At 57.9% G+C, this 15,119-nt stretch carries 11 protein-coding genes; 3 read left to right on the forward strand and 8 right to left on the reverse strand.

The window, feature by feature from the left end; genetic code table 11:
* Nucleotides 1-101: 101 nt before the first annotated feature.
* The 6 genes from ACTG2B_RS11885 to ACTG2B_RS11910 all read right to left on the reverse strand — a co-directional run bounded on the left by ACTG2B_RS11885 (nt 102) and on the right by ACTG2B_RS11910 (nt 6,442).
* The gene (locus ACTG2B_RS11885; protein WP_439995905.1) at nt 102-911 is read right to left on the reverse strand and encodes a TIR domain-containing protein; all 810 of its coding nucleotides are present in this window, start codon (nt 909-911) and stop codon (nt 102-104) included.
* A gap of 67 nt (nt 912-978) precedes the next feature.
* The gene (locus tag ACTG2B_RS11890) at nt 979-1,311 is read right to left on the reverse strand and encodes a hypothetical protein (protein ID WP_439995907.1); all 333 of its coding nucleotides are present in this window, start codon (nt 1,309-1,311) and stop codon (nt 979-981) included.
* Nucleotides 1,312-1,636: 325 nt separating this feature from the next.
* Nucleotides 1,637-1,909 (reverse strand): hypothetical protein, encoded by a 273-nt coding sequence (locus tag ACTG2B_RS11895; protein WP_005337011.1) that lies wholly within the window; start codon nt 1,907-1,909, stop codon nt 1,637-1,639.
* 379 nt (nt 1,910-2,288) lie between these two features.
* Complete coding sequence (guaA, locus tag ACTG2B_RS11900; protein ID WP_033115210.1) at nt 2,289-3,878, reverse strand: glutamine-hydrolyzing GMP synthase; 1,590 nt, start codon at nt 3,876-3,878, stop codon at nt 2,289-2,291.
* 83 nt (nt 3,879-3,961) lie between these two features.
* Complete coding sequence (gene guaB / locus ACTG2B_RS11905) at nt 3,962-5,425, reverse strand: IMP dehydrogenase (RefSeq protein ID WP_439995908.1); 1,464 nt, start codon at nt 5,423-5,425, stop codon at nt 3,962-3,964.
* Nucleotides 5,426-5,890: 465 nt separating this feature from the next.
* On the reverse strand, nt 5,891-6,442 hold the full coding sequence (locus ACTG2B_RS11910; RefSeq protein WP_439995909.1) for a cytochrome b: 552 nt from the start codon (nt 6,440-6,442) through the stop codon (nt 5,891-5,893).
* A gap of 290 nt (nt 6,443-6,732) precedes the next feature.
* Here ACTG2B_RS11910 and xseA point away from each other — a divergent pair, with 290 nt between their 5' ends.
* A complete protein-coding gene (xseA, locus tag ACTG2B_RS11915; RefSeq protein ID WP_439995911.1) occupies nt 6,733-8,112 on the forward strand; it encodes an exodeoxyribonuclease VII large subunit in 1,380 nt (459 codons plus the stop codon).
* Nucleotides 8,113-8,239: 127 nt separating this feature from the next.
* Here xseA and ACTG2B_RS11920 read toward each other — a convergent pair whose 3' ends face one another.
* On the reverse strand, nt 8,240-8,959 hold the full coding sequence (locus ACTG2B_RS11920) for a GntR family transcriptional regulator (RefSeq protein WP_069553902.1): 720 nt from the start codon (nt 8,957-8,959) through the stop codon (nt 8,240-8,242).
* Between the two features lie 247 nt (nt 8,960-9,206).
* On the opposite strand from ACTG2B_RS11920, the gene mngA reads away from it, so the two are divergent.
* Nucleotides 9,207-11,153 carry a PTS 2-O-a-mannosyl-D-glycerate transporter subunit IIABC gene (gene mngA / locus ACTG2B_RS11925; protein ID WP_439995913.1) on the forward strand — a complete coding sequence of 649 codons (1,947 nt, stop codon included), beginning with the start codon at nt 9,207-9,209 and terminating at the stop codon, nt 11,151-11,153.
* Nucleotides 11,154-11,239: 86 nt separating this feature from the next.
* Nucleotides 11,240-13,894, forward strand: a complete 2,655-nt coding sequence (mngB, locus tag ACTG2B_RS11930) for a mannosylglycerate hydrolase (RefSeq protein WP_439995915.1) — start codon at nt 11,240-11,242, stop codon at nt 13,892-13,894.
* A gap of 170 nt (nt 13,895-14,064) precedes the next feature.
* Here the strand turns inward: mngB and ACTG2B_RS11935 are convergent, their stop codons facing one another.
* Complete coding sequence (locus ACTG2B_RS11935) at nt 14,065-15,054, reverse strand: D-alanine--D-alanine ligase (protein WP_439995917.1); 990 nt, start codon at nt 15,052-15,054, stop codon at nt 14,065-14,067.
* Between the last annotated feature and the right edge of the window lie 65 nt (nt 15,055-15,119).

A 15,119-nucleotide genomic window follows, 5' to 3' on the forward strand; every position in this document is an offset into this window, starting at 1 on the left:
AAACAGAACTGTTGGTGGTGAGTCAGCAAACAATCAGACAGCGCCAGACAAGCGTGCGGCGATATAAAGCACACAAATAGCGGAGGAATACCCCAGCCAGATTAACATTTCTCTGTTGAAGTAAGAGTTTCAATACGATCTTGATGTGATAGACAAACGTCAATTCCGTACTCAGTCAACTTGTAGCTAAAATATTCATTACCATTAAAATCAGAACTATTTAATTTTTCGATCATACCTGAACGGGTGAGTTTTATTATAGCTAAGTTGATTTTTGCCGAACTTAAATTATATTTAGTAAAACGGTTATACAAATCCCAACTAACGCAACCTTCAACATCTGAGTTTACAGACTCAAGCAACACAGACAATGTGATCATATCTGTGTCGGTGAGCGTTGCTAATTGAGCATTTACATCAATGCGTGGTTTTTCCTGAACAGAATCAAGTTCAAGCAAACCTTGTGCTTTGAAAGCTCGTTTGATTTGTGTAGCGGAATAATTGAGAGATGACGCTAAGTCTTCGTCACTTCTGTTTGCATCAAAATCAGTTGGCGTAATACCTAGAAGATCACTTGGGAAATGCAAGTCAACGCCACGTGGTTTTACAATAAAACACCGGTTCTTTCCAATTGCACCAATAAACAAACCAAGTTCAAAAACAACATTATCTCTTACAACATACTTTTCTCTAGATCTGATAATTGTCAGATCATCAGGAGAGAAAATAAAAATAGAGAAATCCACAGACTTAGCTTTTGAAATCAAGTCATCAAGAGCGTTACTCGAAATATTAAATGTACCATTCCGCCATATTGTAACTTCTGCATCAAACTCTAAGTTTTCAGCAATTGCATCTGCTATAGGTAGGCTTTCAACAGATGAACCGATAAATACTCTTGGCTTTCTCATTGTTTCTCCAATCTTTTGTTAAAACTATCCAGAAAAAGCTGGAACGAAGTTAATAATTTATTAAATATTATTTATTGAAATATTTCTCTAATATATTACCTGATGCCTCATCAACTCTGCAGTTGAATCCCGCAAAATTTCCTACCCATAATGGAGATTCACTTGTAATGTAAGTGTAGGCATCAACAGCACCTTGACTAATATCTGATGCCCGCCAAATAAAACTCCCTGCACGAGCATAACAAAATAGGTTTCGAGCCGGGCTATTTCGCTCAAAGGCCATCCAGTCATATATGACAAAAACGTGTTCTTTAATCAGTGATGCACTGAGGACTGGATATTCGCCTTTAAAGCGAACACCATCACCTTCGATCCAATTTTCATGCACTGTAAGCTTCATGTGACCTCTAATGGCGATTAGATGGGAAGCGGTACAGGTCAGTTTACTGAGCTTGCCATATAACTCTGCGGCTACTCTAGCTTGACATAAAAAGGCTGTTACCGAACCAGTATGCTAGCGAGCAAGGAAGATAAGAAAAAGTGTGAGATGACAATTTCCTGAGCAAGATCAACAAATTAATTAACAAGTACAAATACCGACCTCATAGCTGCGCTACTGGATCGTAGATAAAGAAAAGACGCCCTAAGGCGTCTTTCTTATTTTCAGGATTTGGAGCAAACCGGTTAGGAGCTCTCTCCCCCTCCCCGCCTTGCCCGTAACCCTATCAGATCGGGGTAATGGAGGTGATATGGGCATCCCCGTCCAGTGATTTGAAGATCTGCACCACGGCTTCGCCATGGATCGGTTTGGCAAGCGGCACAGTGCTCTTGCACTTGAAGCGGTAGTTGGTGCCAGCCACCACCTGAGTGGAGACTTCAAAGGGCACATACTGCACCCCGACAAATCCTTTCAGCGCCTGATCAAATACCGCCTGATCCTCGGCGGTCAGCTTGTGATATGCGGTCCATCCACCCACCAACACTGCTTGTTCTGACATATCAAACTCTCCGTGCTCTATGATCCCGACTCGTTTGGCCGTTCGGGCTGCGCCCCGTTGATTCAAGTGGTTTCCGGTCTCCACCGGGGTGTCATCACTGCCGGTTGGCGCGATAACGATGGGCCCGTTTGCGCAGCTATCTGCAACTGGCTCAGCCCTCCCCCTTGCCACAAGCCGCTGTTGACAGCGGGCTCAATTGGCATGAGAGAGCCTAGTGCGGGATGGCAAAAATGCCCCTGTCACATATGACAGGGGCAAGGTGGCGAAAAAGCTGCTCTAAAAAAGAAGATGTGTTGCGCAAACGATTGAGAAAAGAAAAGACGCCTCAAGGGCGTCTTTTTGCATTTTTATGCTCGAAGGGTAGAAGGGCGCGAGTCGCTTATTCCCATTCGATGGTTGCGGGCGGCTTGCCAGAGACGTCGTACACCACGCGGGAGATACCGTTGATCTCGTTGATGATGCGGTTCGATACGTGACCGAGGAAGTCGTACGGCAGGTGAGCCCAGTGGGCGGTCATAAAGTCGATGGTTTCAACAGCGCGCAGGGCAATCACCCAGTCATATTTGCGACCATCACCCATCACGCCAACGGAGCGCACCGGCAGGAAGACGGCGAACGCTTGGCTGACCTGGTTGTAGAGGTCGGCTTTGCGCAGCTCTTCGATAAAGACCGCATCGGCGCGGCGCAGAATATCACAGTACTCTTTCTTCACTTCACCAAGGACGCGCACACCCAGACCCGGGCCCGGGAACGGGTGACGGTAGAGCATGTCGTAGGGCAGACCCAGCTCCAGACCGACGCGGCGCACTTCGTCTTTGAACAGCTCGCGCAGCGGCTCGACCAGACCCATCTTCATCTCTTCCGGCAGGCCGCCGACGTTGTGGTGAGACTTGATGACGTGGGCTTTGCCGGTCTTGCTGGCAGCGGATTCGATAACGTCCGGATAGATGGTGCCTTGCGCCAGCCACTTGGCGTTTTTCAGCTTTTTCGCTTCATCGTCAAACACTTCGACGAAGACGCGGCCGATGATCTTGCGCTTGGCTTCCGGCTCGTCAACACCGGCCAGGGCAGAGAGGAAGCGATCTTCCGCTTCAACCTTGATGATGTTCAGACCAAAGTGGTCACCAAACATCTCCATCACCTGCTCGCCTTCGTTCAGACGCAGCAGACCGTTGTCCACGAAGACGCAGGTCAGGCGATCGCCGATGGCGCGATGTACCAGCATGGCGACCACGGAGGAGTCGACACCGCCGGAGAGACCGAGGATCACTTCATCGTCACCCACCTGCTCGCGGATGCGGGCAACGGCGTCGTCGATGATGGTGGCCGGGGTCCAGAGGCATTCGCAGCCGCAGATGTCTTTGACGAAGTGCTCCAGCATGCGGGCACCCTGACGGGTGTGGGTCACTTCCGGGTGGAACTGCACGCCGTAGAAGCGCTTGGCTTCGTTGGCCATGGCCGCGTGCGGGCAAGTCGGGGTCTGGGCGATGGTGGTGAAGTCGGCCGGAATGGTGGTGACCTTGTCACCGTGGCTCATCCAGACATCCAGCAGGGCATTGCCGTTGTCGGCGATGGCATCTTCGATGTTGCGCAGCAGTGCGCTGCTCTTGCCAGCCTCGCCCAGCACTTCCACCTTGGCGTAACCGAATTCACGCTCGGTAGAGGATTGCACCTTGCCACCCAGTTGCTCGGCCATGGTCTGCATGCCATAGCAGATACCGAACACAGGGACACCGGCGTTGAATACATACTCGGGGGCCCGCGGGCTGCCCGCTTCGGTGACGGACTCGGGGCCGCCGGAGAGGATGATGCCGCTCGGATTGAATTCGCGGATCTGCTCTTCGGTCACATCCCAGGCCCACAGTTCGCAGTAAACGCCGATTTCGCGCACGCGGCGGGCGATCAGCTGGGTGTACTGGGAACCGAAGTCGAGGATAAGGATACGGTGCTGGTGAATGTCTTTAGTCATTTTATTCCTGCATCAGGCTGATGTTGTCACAAAGGGCACGGGATAAAAAAGGGTGGAAAAACGGGGCGCAGGGCCCCGTTTTATCAGCCCATCCGATAGTTGGGGGCTTCTTTGGTAATGGTCACATCGTGGACGTGGGACTCTTTCATCCCGGCGCCGGAGATGCGCACAAATTCAGCTTTGGTGCGCATATCGTCGATGGTGGCGCTGCCGGTCAGGCCCATGGAGGAGCGCAGGCCGCCCATCTGCTGGTGGATGATCTCTTTGAGGCGACCCTTGTACGGCACGCGACCTTCGATGCCTTCCGGCACCAGCTTGTCGGCGGCGTTGTCGGTCTGGAAGTAGCGGTCGCTGGAACCTTTGGACATGGCGCCCAGAGAACCCATACCACGGTAGGATTTGAAGGAGCGACCCTGATAGAGCTCGATCTCGCCCGGCGCTTCTTCAGTACCGGCGAACATGGAACCTACCATGACGCAGCTGGCGCCCGCGGCAATGGCCTTGGCGATGTCGCCAGAGAAGCGGATGCCGCCATCGGCGATAACCGGAACGCCAGTGCCTTCCAGCGCGTCAACGGCGTCGGAGATGGCAGTGATCTGGGGCACGCCCACGCCGGTCACGATACGGGTAGTACAGATAGAGCCCGGGCCGATACCGACCTTGACGGCATTGACGCCGGCAGCAGCCAGCGCCTTGGCGCCCGCGGCGGTCGCGACGTTGCCACCGATGATCTGCAGATCAGGATAGGCTTCGCGGGTGGCTTTGATGCGATCCAGCACGCCCTGGGAGTGGCCGTGGGAGGAGTCGATCAGCAGCACGTCTACACCGGCTTCCACCAGCGCAGCGACGCGCTCTTCGTTGCCAGCACCGGCACCGACCGCAGCACCGACCCGCAGACGACCCTTGTCATCTTTACAGGCATGGGGCTTGCGCTCGGCTTTCTGGAAATCTTTAACGGTGATCATGCCCTTGAGTTTGAAGTCGCCGTTCACCACCAGCACTTTTTCGATACGGTGCTTTTGCATCAGGGCAACCACCTCTTCGCGAGGGGCCCCTTCACGCACGGTGACCAGACGATCTTTCTGGGTCATGATCTGTTCAACGGTCTGGGAGAGGTCAATCACGAAGCGCACGTCACGGCCGGTGATGATACCGACCAGCTGATTGCCGTCAGTCACCACGGGGTAACCGGCGAAGCCATTCTTGTGGCTCAGCTCCTTGATTTGGGCGATGGTCATGTCAGGGCGCACGGTGACGGGGTCGGTGACCACGCCGCTCTCGTACTTCTTGACCTTGCGCACTTCGGCAGCCTGCTGCTCGATGGACATGTTCTTGTGGATAAAGCCGATACCGCCTTCCTGGGCCAGTGCGATAGCCAGACGGGCTTCGGTCACTGTGTCCATGGCAGCGGATATCATCGGGATGTTCAAGCTGATGGCGGAGGTCAGCTTGGTACGCAGATCGGCAGTATTGGGAAGAACTTCGGAGTGGGCGGGAACCAACAGTACATCGTCGAAGGTTAACGCTTCTTTGGCAATCCTGAGCATGGCAATATCTCACCGTTGAGGAAGTGGGGGTGTAAAATATTGCCGACGAAGTTTACTCACGCATTGGTCACTGGTAAAGAAGTTTTTTGAATTTTTTATGGCATAGCCCTCTTTTAGGCGGCCAAAACGCCAAAAAACCAAGATTATCAGTACGAAAAGCGCCATTTCGGGGCAAAAGAGTTGGCTAGCCGGTGATTTATGCAAAACCGGTAGGTGCCGAGGCGGCGCAACCCCCATGCAACGGGATGATCGACAGGGGCTCAGGGGGCAAGCGGCCTCTGACCACCCTCCCCTTGTCTTGTGTCTTGTGTCTTGTGTCTTGTGTCCTTGTATTGTCTCTTGCCCTCGCGGCGACAACTCGCACCGGTATCATTATCTTCTCAATGTCCTTTGCTCGGTCTGGATAATAAATTTCATCCGCTGCCAATATATATTTTCCGGCACAAAAAGGGGTGCCTCTCTTTATTATTTTCGCCCCACCATCCGCAACAAGGTATTATCTTTATCCAGCAGATGATGTTTCAACGCCCCGACAATGTGCACCAGCAAAAATGCCAGCATGATATATGGCAAATATATATGGACTGTGTGAGCAATATCCCGAACGGATTCACTAAATGGAATCACATTGGCAGGATCATGGATATCTGGATTCATCGGGATAATAGACCAGCCAAATATCGCGACACCTCGGCCAGCTGCTGCGGAATAACAGAGACCAGACACCGGAATAAGCAGCGTTGAAATCAGCAAACCCCAGTGGATCGCCCTGGCTGCCAATGCCTCGTAAACAGGATATTGACGCACAGGCTCAGGCCACCCTTTAACAAGGCGGAGAATGGCGCGGGGCAGGATCAAGATCAGTGCAATCACCCCCAGAGATTTATGCAGGGCATAGAGATCCCATATTTCAAATTTAACCATCAGATAGCCCACAAGGGTCAGGCCAATCATCAGCAAGGCAACCGACCAGTGCAGCAAACGGGTCGTCAAACTTAAGCGGGCTGAGGGATTCATAAGCTACTCCAAACAGGGGGCGAGTGAACGCTGGTCAAGATGGTGGCGCCGTGAACATCAGCAGCACCTGAGATATCAACAGCATCTAGGCAAACCGCAACTTGACCAGATGCGGGCAAGCGCGAGGGCTTTTATCGGAAGCCATACTGCCTGCACGGATAAACGGCAGCGTTTCCAATCTTGCTTTTCTGCTGCTGGCGCCGCCTGCTTAACGCCCTCTCCCTGTTTCGGGTTAAGATAGCGGCCATTGTTTTATCCCGGCCCCGCCGGAGCAGACCACAGGTACGCCATTGAACCGATTTACCCCATCCAGTGCGGCGAGCGGCCGCGAGCAGCAGGTCTTTACCGTCACCCGCCTCAACAGCGCCGTGCGCATGATCCTGGAGCAGGATCTCGGGCTGGTGTGGCTGACCGGCGAGCTCTCCAATCTGGCGATGCCAAGCTCCGGCCACTGGTACTTCTCCCTCAAGGACATGTCGGCGCAGGTGCGCTGCGCCATGTTCAAGGGCAACAACCGGCGGGTGGCCTTCCGCCCGCAGGATGGCATGCAGGTGCTGGTGCAGGCGCGGGTCTCCCTCTATGAGCCGCGCGGCGACTACCAGCTGATCATCGAATCGATGCAGCCAGCGGGCGATGGCGTGTTGGCCTTGCGTTTTGAAGAGCTCAAGCGCCGCCTCGGCGCCGAAGGGCTGTTTGACGAAAGCCGCAAGCGGCCGCTGCCCCGTGAACCGCGGGCTGTGGGCCTTATCACCTCCGCCACAGGTGCCGCCCTGCACGATATGCTGACGGTGCTTAAACGGCGTGCGCCGGATCTGCCGCTCTTTATCTACCCGACTCAGGTGCAGGGGAGCGCCGCCATCAGCCAGATCGTCGCAGCAATCGCCAAAGCGAACCAGCGCGCCGAGGTGGATGTGCTGATCGTTGGCCGTGGCGGCGGGTCGCTTGAAGATCTCTGGTGCTTTAACGAAGAGGCGGTGGCGCGCGCCATTGCCCACTCCGCCATACCTGTGGTGAGCGCGGTGGGTCACGAGGTGGATGTCACCATCAGCGACTTTGCCGCCGACGTGCGCGCCCCAACCCCGTCGGCCGCCGCCGAACTGGTGGCACCGGACAATCAGGCCCGCATCCAGCGCCTCGCCCACCTCAAGCAGCGACTGCTGCAGGCGATGAGCCGCCAGCAGACCGCCGCCCGCCACGATTTCATCCTGCTGCAAAAGCGGCTCGACCATCAGGATCCGAAGCGGCGACTGGAGCAGCAATCCCAGCGCCTCGATGAGCTTTCCACCCGTTTGCAACAGCTATTGCGCCAGCGGCTGCATCAGGGTGAGCGGCGCCTCACCAACCTTGAGCTGCGCCTGCAGGGCAAGAGTCCGGAGCGCCTCTTGGCAGCTGGCAAACGCCGCCACCAGCTGGCCGAGGAGCGGCTCTATGCCCTGATTGCCAAGCGGCAAGACCTTGCGAGCCACCGCCTCGCCATGCTCACCGCCCGCCTCGACGGGGTGAGCCCGCTCGCTACTCTCGGTCGCGGCTACTCCATCACCCGCACTCCACGCGGCGAAGTCATCAGCCGCGCCGATCAGGTCAACAGTGGCGATCAACTCATCACCACCCTGGCGCAAGGGAGCCTGCAGGTGCGGGTCGAGGAAGTTATCAAAGACTCAGCGCAGTAGATCGGCTGCATCAAACCACCAGCCAATCTGCTATTTAGCCCGGCATCGACCCGTTAATCGGTCAAACAAAAAGGCCACCACCGCAAACAGGGTGGTGGCCTTTTTTATCTCGGGCGCTGCCGCCCGCTCACCCCTTGGCGCGGCGGGCGACCAGGGTGAACTTGTAGTCATCGCTCTTGAAGAAGTTGCGACTGAACTCGAACACGGTGCCATCTTGCAAGAAGCCGCGGGAGACCTTCTCGATAATGGGTTTGGCGGGATCGATACCGAGCGCCTCCACCACCTGCGCCGAGGGGAGCACCGGTATGATCTCCTGCTCGCTGCGGTCGATCACCAGCTGCTTCACCTCCTCGATGTAGTGGTACTTGGAGCCCTGCATCACCGCATAGCTGAGATCGGGGAAGAGGGCGAGCGGCATCCAGGTCTCCTCCAGCGTTACCGCGATCTGGCGAATAAAGCGCACCCGCTTGACGTAGTAGACCAGCGCCCCTTCCAGCAGATTGAGCCGCTCGGCCAGCTCGCGGCTCGCCTTGATCACCTCGAAGGCGAGAATGTCGCTGTGGGTCTCGGCCGCCGGATCGGTCACCTTCTCATAGAGGCTGGTGAGCTGATAGATGTCGTAGTTCACCTTCTCCTGCCGCACATAGCTGCCGCTGCCCTGAATGCTCTCGATGACGTTGAGTTCGGTCAGCTGCTTGAGGGCCTGACGCACCGTCACCCGGCTCACCCCGAACTGCTCGCGCAGCTCGGCTTCGGTGGGCAGGGCATCGCCGGGGGCCAGCTCCCCTTGCGCAATCCACTGCTGGATGGTGTCGGCTATCTGGCGATACATGGGTTTTTTCGACACGAAAGGCCACCTCGTCGGCTCTGCGCCATGATAAATGGAAGAGGCGTCATTCTACCCCAGTTGCCCGGCAGACAAAACGGCTCGGCCCCATTTGACCTAACAAATCACCTTGACAAAACAATACAAAAACAATACAAATAAAGAATTGTATGATACCACTCACAAAAATCAGTCGGCCGGTTTGTTAGCATCGCTGTCACTTTCACCATGACGGCTTGCTGGCAAGCCAACCTGACAGAGGATCATCATGAATCTGACCAGTCTTACCGGCCCCCATCTCATCACGTTGCAAACCCGGTTTGCCGATCGGGATGCGGCCATTCATGCCCTGGCTGATCGGCTCGATCAGGCCGGCAAGCTGCACGACAAGGCCGCCTTTCTGGCCGCGGTCATGGCCCGCGAGGCACAGGGCCCCACCGCCCTTGGCGAAGGGCTGGCAGTACCCCACGGCAAGTGCGATGCGGTGCGCGAAGCGGCCTTTGCCGTCGCAACCCTGAGTGAGGAGCTGGGCTGGGAGGGGATCGACGGCCCCGAGCCGGTCAACCTGATCTTCATGCTGGCGATCCCGACAGATCAGGCGGGCTCCACCCATATGCAGCTGCTCACCACCCTCACCACCGCCCTGGTGGATGACGATACCCGCGAGGCGGTGCTGGCAGCCCAGAGTGCCGAGCAGCTGATGGCGCTACTCGATGGTGAAGGGGATAGCGGCAAGCAACCAGCAAAAGAAGACAAATTAGATACAAATCAACCCACTGTGGTCTGTGTCACTGCCTGCCCGGCGGGGATCGCCCACACCTATATGGCCGCCGAGTATCTGGAAAAAGCGGGGCGCAAGCTGGGCATTCGCGTACTGGTCGAGAAGCAGGGTGCCAACGGCATCGAGGATCGCCTGCCGCAAGAGGCGCTCGATGCTGCGGTGGCCTGTATCTTCGCCGCCGAGGTGGCCATCAAGGAGCAGGAGCGTTTTATTGGTATCCCCCGGATCGAGACGCCGGTGGCCGAGCCCATCCGCCATGCCGAGCGGATCCTCAATGATGCGCTGGAAGCGGCCAAGGCCGGTCGCACCGCCCCGACGCCCAACCCCAGCCAGAGCGACGCGCCGACCGGCAAGAAGGTGAGCATCAAGACCGAGCTCAAGCAGGCGCTGCTGAGCGGTATCTCCTTTGCCGTGCCGCTGATCGTGGCAGGCGGTACCGTGCTCGCCGTCTCTGTGCTGCTGGCCCAGATATTCGGCCTGCAACATCAGTTTGATACCGAGAACTCCTGGCTCTGGATGTACCGCAAGCTTGGCGGTGGCATGCTGGGCACCCTGATGGTGCCGGTGCTGGCGGCCTATACCGCCTACTCGCTGGCGGACAAACCGGCGCTGGGCCCGGGCTTTGCGGCTGGGCTGGCCGCCAACATGATTGGCTCCGGTTTTCTCGGTGGCGTGGTCGGTGGTCTTATCGCCGGTTACCTGATGCGTTGGGTCAAGCAGCATGTGCGCCTTAGCCCCAACTTCAACGGCTTTCTCACCTTTTACCTCTATCCGGTGATCGGCACTCTGGTGGCAGGCAGCCTGATGCTGTTTGTCATCGGCCAGCCGGTAGCCTGGCTCAACAACAGCCTCACCGAATGGCTCAACGGCCTCTCCGGCACCAATGCGCTGGTACTGGGCGCCCTGCTCGGCTTTATGTGCTCGTTTGATCTGGGTGGCCCGGTCAACAAGGCGGCCTACGCCTTCTGCCTCGGCGCCATGGCCAACGGGGTCTACGGCCCCTACGCCATCTTCGGCGCGGTCAAGATGGTCTCGGCCTTTACCGTCACCTTCTCCACCCTGCTGGCGCCGCGCCTGTTCCAGACCTTCGAGATCGAGACCGGCAAGTCCACCTGGCTGCTGGGGCTGGCAGGGATCACCGAGGGCGCCATTCCGATGGCCATCGAAGATCCGATCCGGGTGATCGGCTCCTTCCTCGCAGGCTCAGTGGTCACCGGCGCCATGGTGGGTGCCATGGGGATTGGTCTCTCCACCCCGGGGGCCGGCATCTTCTCCCTGTTCCTGCTCCACGATGGCGGCCACGGCGCCCTGATGGCGGCCGCCGTCTGGCTCGGTGCGGCGCTGGTGGGCACCCTTATCTCCACTGTGGTGCTGATCGGCTGGCGCCGTCACGCCATGCAGCGCGGCACCTATCAGGTGGTCGCCCCAGAGTAAGGCGCATCTTCACCACCGCTTTTTCAACAGACTATTTTTCCGCACGGCAGGCAAGGGCCGCCGTGCGTCAGCAAAGGATCATTGTCATGACAGTTTCACGAGTTCACATCACGCCGCACATGCACTGGGATCGGGAGTGGTACTTCACCACCGAGGAGTCCCGCATCCTGCTGGTCAACAACATGGCGGAGATCCTGGCCCGTCTCGAATCCGACCCCGACTACAAGTTCTATGTGCTGGACGGCCAGACCGCGGTGCTGGAGGATTACTTCGCCATCCAGCCCGAGAACAAGGCCCGGGTGAAGGCGCTGGTGGAATCGGGCAAGCTCATCATCGGCCCCTGGTACACCCAGACCGACACCATGCAGGTGAGCGGCGAGTCCATCCTGCGCAACCTGCTCTACGGGATGCGCGACTGCCTTAGCCTTGGCGAGCCGATGAAGATCGGTTACCTGCCCGACTCGTTCGGCATGTCTTCCCAACTGCCCCACATCTTCAACGGCTTCGGGATCGATCGGGCCATGTTCTGGCGCGGCTGCTCCGAGCGCCACGGTACCGACAAGACCGAGTTCCTCTGGCAGAGCAACGACGGCAGCGAGGTGACCGCCCAGGTGCTGCCGCTTGGCTACGCCATCGGCAAGTACCTGCCGGAAGATGAGGCGGGCCTGCGCAAGCGGCTCGAATCCTACTTCGAGGTGCTAGAGAAGGCCTCGGTGACCAAGGATATCCTGCTGCCCAACGGCCACGACCAGATGCCGCTGCAGCAGAACATCTTCGCCATCATCGACAAGCTGCAGGAGATCTACCCCCAGCGTGAATTCCACATGAGCCGCTTCGAGCAGGTCTTCGAGCGCATTGAAGAATGCCGCGACCAGCTGGCCACCCTCAAGGGGGAGTTCAACGACGGCAAATACATGCGGGTACACCGCACCATCTCCTCCACCCGGATGGACATCAAGCTGGCCCACGCCGCCATCGAGAACAAGATCGTCAACATCCTCGAGCCGCTGGCGAGCATCGCCTGGGCACTCGGCTTCGAGTACCACCATGGGCTGTTGGAGAAGATGTGGAAGGAGATCATGAAGAACCACGCCCACGACAGCATCGGCTGCTGCTGTAGCGACAAGGTGCATCAGGAGGTGATGACCCGCTTCATTCTGGCCGACGACATGGCCGAGAACCTGATCCGCTTCTACATGCGCAAGATTGTCGACAACATGCCGGTGGCGCTCTGCGAAGACGGCGTGCAGGTGGCCGACAAGCTCTGCCTCTTCAACCTGATGCCCTTCCCCCGTCAGGAGGTGATCAACACCAGCATCCGCATTCGTGCCCAATCCTTTGCCCTGCGCGATAAGGCGGGCCAACCGGTCCCCTACTTCATCCGCGCCAGACGCGAGATTGATCCGGGTCTGGTAGACCGACAGATCGTTCACTACGGCAACTACGACCCCTTTATGGAGTACGACATCCAGCTCTGCCATCCGCTGCCTGCCATGGGCTACTGCACCCTCCATATCGAGGGCAACCAGCCGGGAGTGGAGCAGCCGGTGACGGCCAGCGGCGATCTGCTGGAGAACGATTTTTATCGCATCGCCCTCAATGACAACGGCACCCTGCAGATCCTGGACAAGCTGCGCGGCACCACCTTCGATCAGGTGCTCACTCTCGAAGAGGGCTCCGATGATGGCGACGAGTATGACTACTCGCCGTCGCGCGAAGAGTGGCTGCGCTACTCCACCGAGTTTGCCGTGACTCGCGAGGTTACCCATCAGGCATGGCAGAGCATCGCCACTCTCAAACTGCGTATGGCCTTGCCGGCCAACCTCGCCGAGCGGGCCAACCGCCAGTGCAGCGGCCACCTCGATGTCACCTGCCGCATCACCCTGGCGCACCAGAGCCCACGCATCGACATCGAGTTGGAGCTCGACAATCAGGCCGATGATCACCGGGTGCGGGTGCTGATCCCCACCCCCTTCCCGAGCGACACTGTGGTCTCTGACAACCAGTTTGGCTGCATCACCCGCCCCACCCGCGACAGCGCCATGGCGAACTGGGAAGCGGAGGGGTGGAAAGAGGCACCCATTCCGGTCTGGCAGCTGATGAACTTCGTCGCCCTGCAAGATGGCAAGCAGGGGCTGGCGGTGCTGAGCGACGGTCTGCGCGAGTTTGAAGTGATCGGTGAGCAGTGCGACACCCTGGCGCTCACCCTGCTGCGCGGGGTCGGCGTACTCGGTAAAGAGGAGCTGCTGCTACGCCCGGGTCGCCCCTCCGGCATCAAGCTGCCCACCCCGGACTCCCAGGTGCGTGGCAAACTCAGCTGCCGTTTCAGCCTGCTGGCGTTTGCTGGCGATCACATCAGCGCCAACGTGATGCAGGCGGCGCGCAGCTACCTCACCCCGGTGCGCTGCTACAACAAGATCCCGTTCGATGCCATGAAGCTCAACAAGGCGAGCTTCACCACCCCGCTCCACTTCAGTCTGCTCACCATGGATCCCTCCGGTCCGGTGCTGAGCGCCCTAAAGAAAGCCGAAGATGAAGAGGCGCTGGTGATCCGGGTCTATAACCCGAGCGAGCAGGCGGTACTGGAGGGTGGCAAAATGAGCAGCGAACACGCCCTGAGCGACTGGCAAGCGGTGCGGATGGACGAACAGCCCCAGCCCCTTGAACTGGCCGCTGGCGAGTTTGGCGAGCTGGCGCCGTGCCACTCCCGCAGCGTGCGCTTTCGGGTGGCTCGCGGCTAACCGCCGGTAACACCCACAGGTAGCAACAGGCGGGGAAGAGTCATCCCCTCCCCGCCTGTTTATCCCTCAGGCAGGCCTATCCCGCTTGATAAAGACATAAAAAAATCCCCGCCAATTGGCGGGGATTTTTATTGGAACGGTATCAACGCCCGTCAGCGAGAGCGACCCGCTTAGCTGGCCTTGCGCAGGATCTGCTCAAGGTAGTCGGCGAAGCGGTGACCGTGATGCTCCAGCAGTTTCGGGAACATGGAGATGGAGGTCATGCCCGGGAAGGTGTTGATTTCATTCAGCAGGATCTCCCCCTCCTCGGTCAGGAAGAAGTCGATGCGCGAGAGATGGGTCAGCTTCAGCTGACGGAACGCCTTGAGGGCATACTCGTGGATCGCATCGGCCTGCGCCTGGGTCAGCCCCTCGGCACGCAGTGCCGTTTCGGTATGGCTGGCGCTGCTGTACTTCTCTTCATAGGTGTAGAACTTGTCCTGCGGCACGCAGATCTCGCCCGGATAGGTGGCCACCAGCTCGTCACCGTACTGGTAAACCGCCACTTCCAGCTCGCGCGGCTTGACCGCCTTCTCAATCAATACCTGCTCGGAGTAACCGAAGGCATCGGCAATGCCCTTCACCAGATCCGCTTCGTTGCTGGCGGAGTAGCAGCCAACGGAAGAGCCCTGGGAGGCGGCCTTGATAAAGACCTTACCCCACTTGGCCAGCGCCGCTTTCGCCTCAGCCAGAGCCGCATCGCCCTGTTCGGTCAGGAACAGATAAGGGGTGTTGGGGATACCGATGGCGGAGAGCCACAGCTTGGTGCTGATCTTGTTGAAGCAGATCTTGCTCGCTTCAGCGTCACAGCCCAGATAGGGCAGGCCAGCCAGCTCGAGGAAGGATTGCAGATCGCCGGTCTCGCCCGGGTAACCGTGGATGCAGGGCACCACGTAGTCTACCGGACGGGCCACGCTGTCAAACGAGAGCAGCTTGTCGAGCCCCAGTTTGCACTCGCGACCATCGGCGCTGAGCCAGCGGTCGGCAAACATCTCGACACGGGTCACTTCGACGCCGGGCAGGAGAGCGAGTTGTTTTTCGAGGAAATTGGCGCTGCGCAGAGAAACTTCGTGCTCGGAGCCACCGCCGCCGCACAGCAGCAAGACATGCATGTTCTTCATTAGATGTGATCCCTTGGGAAAAGCGGCCTCGTCATGACCATTTGATAAGCCAACCACCATAAAAA

Source organism: Aeromonas sp. 30P, from assembly GCF_051919805.1.
GTDB classification, from domain to species: Bacteria; Pseudomonadota; Gammaproteobacteria; order Enterobacterales; family Aeromonadaceae; genus Aeromonas; species Aeromonas veronii.

Bases quoted from the DNA above. Each gene is read 5' to 3' on its own strand.
- ACTG2B_RS11910 (WP_439995909.1), bottom strand. From the start codon at position 6,442: ATGAATCCCTCAGCCCGCTTAAGTTTGACGACCCGTTTGCTGCACTGG.
- guaA (WP_033115210.1), bottom strand. From the start codon at position 3,878: ATGACTAAAGACATTCACCAGCACCGTATCCTTATCCTCGACTTCGGT.
- mngA (WP_439995913.1), top strand. From the start codon at position 9,207: ATGAATCTGACCAGTCTTACCGGCCCCCATCTCATCACGTTGCAAACC.
- ACTG2B_RS11890 (WP_439995907.1), bottom strand. From the start codon at position 1,311: ATGAAGCTTACAGTGCATGAAAATTGGATCGAAGGTGATGGTGTTCGC.
- ACTG2B_RS11895 (WP_005337011.1), bottom strand. From the start codon at position 1,909: ATGTCAGAACAAGCAGTGTTGGTGGGTGGATGGACCGCATATCACAAG.
- ACTG2B_RS11885 (WP_439995905.1), bottom strand. From the start codon at position 911: ATGAGAAAGCCAAGAGTATTTATCGGTTCATCTGTTGAAAGCCTACCT.
- ACTG2B_RS11935 (WP_439995917.1), bottom strand. From the start codon at position 15,054: ATGAAGAACATGCATGTCTTGCTGCTGTGCGGCGGCGGTGGCTCCGAG.
- guaB (WP_439995908.1), bottom strand. From the start codon at position 5,425: ATGCTCAGGATTGCCAAAGAAGCGTTAACCTTCGACGATGTACTGTTG.
- mngB (WP_439995915.1), top strand. From the start codon at position 11,240: ATGACAGTTTCACGAGTTCACATCACGCCGCACATGCACTGGGATCGG.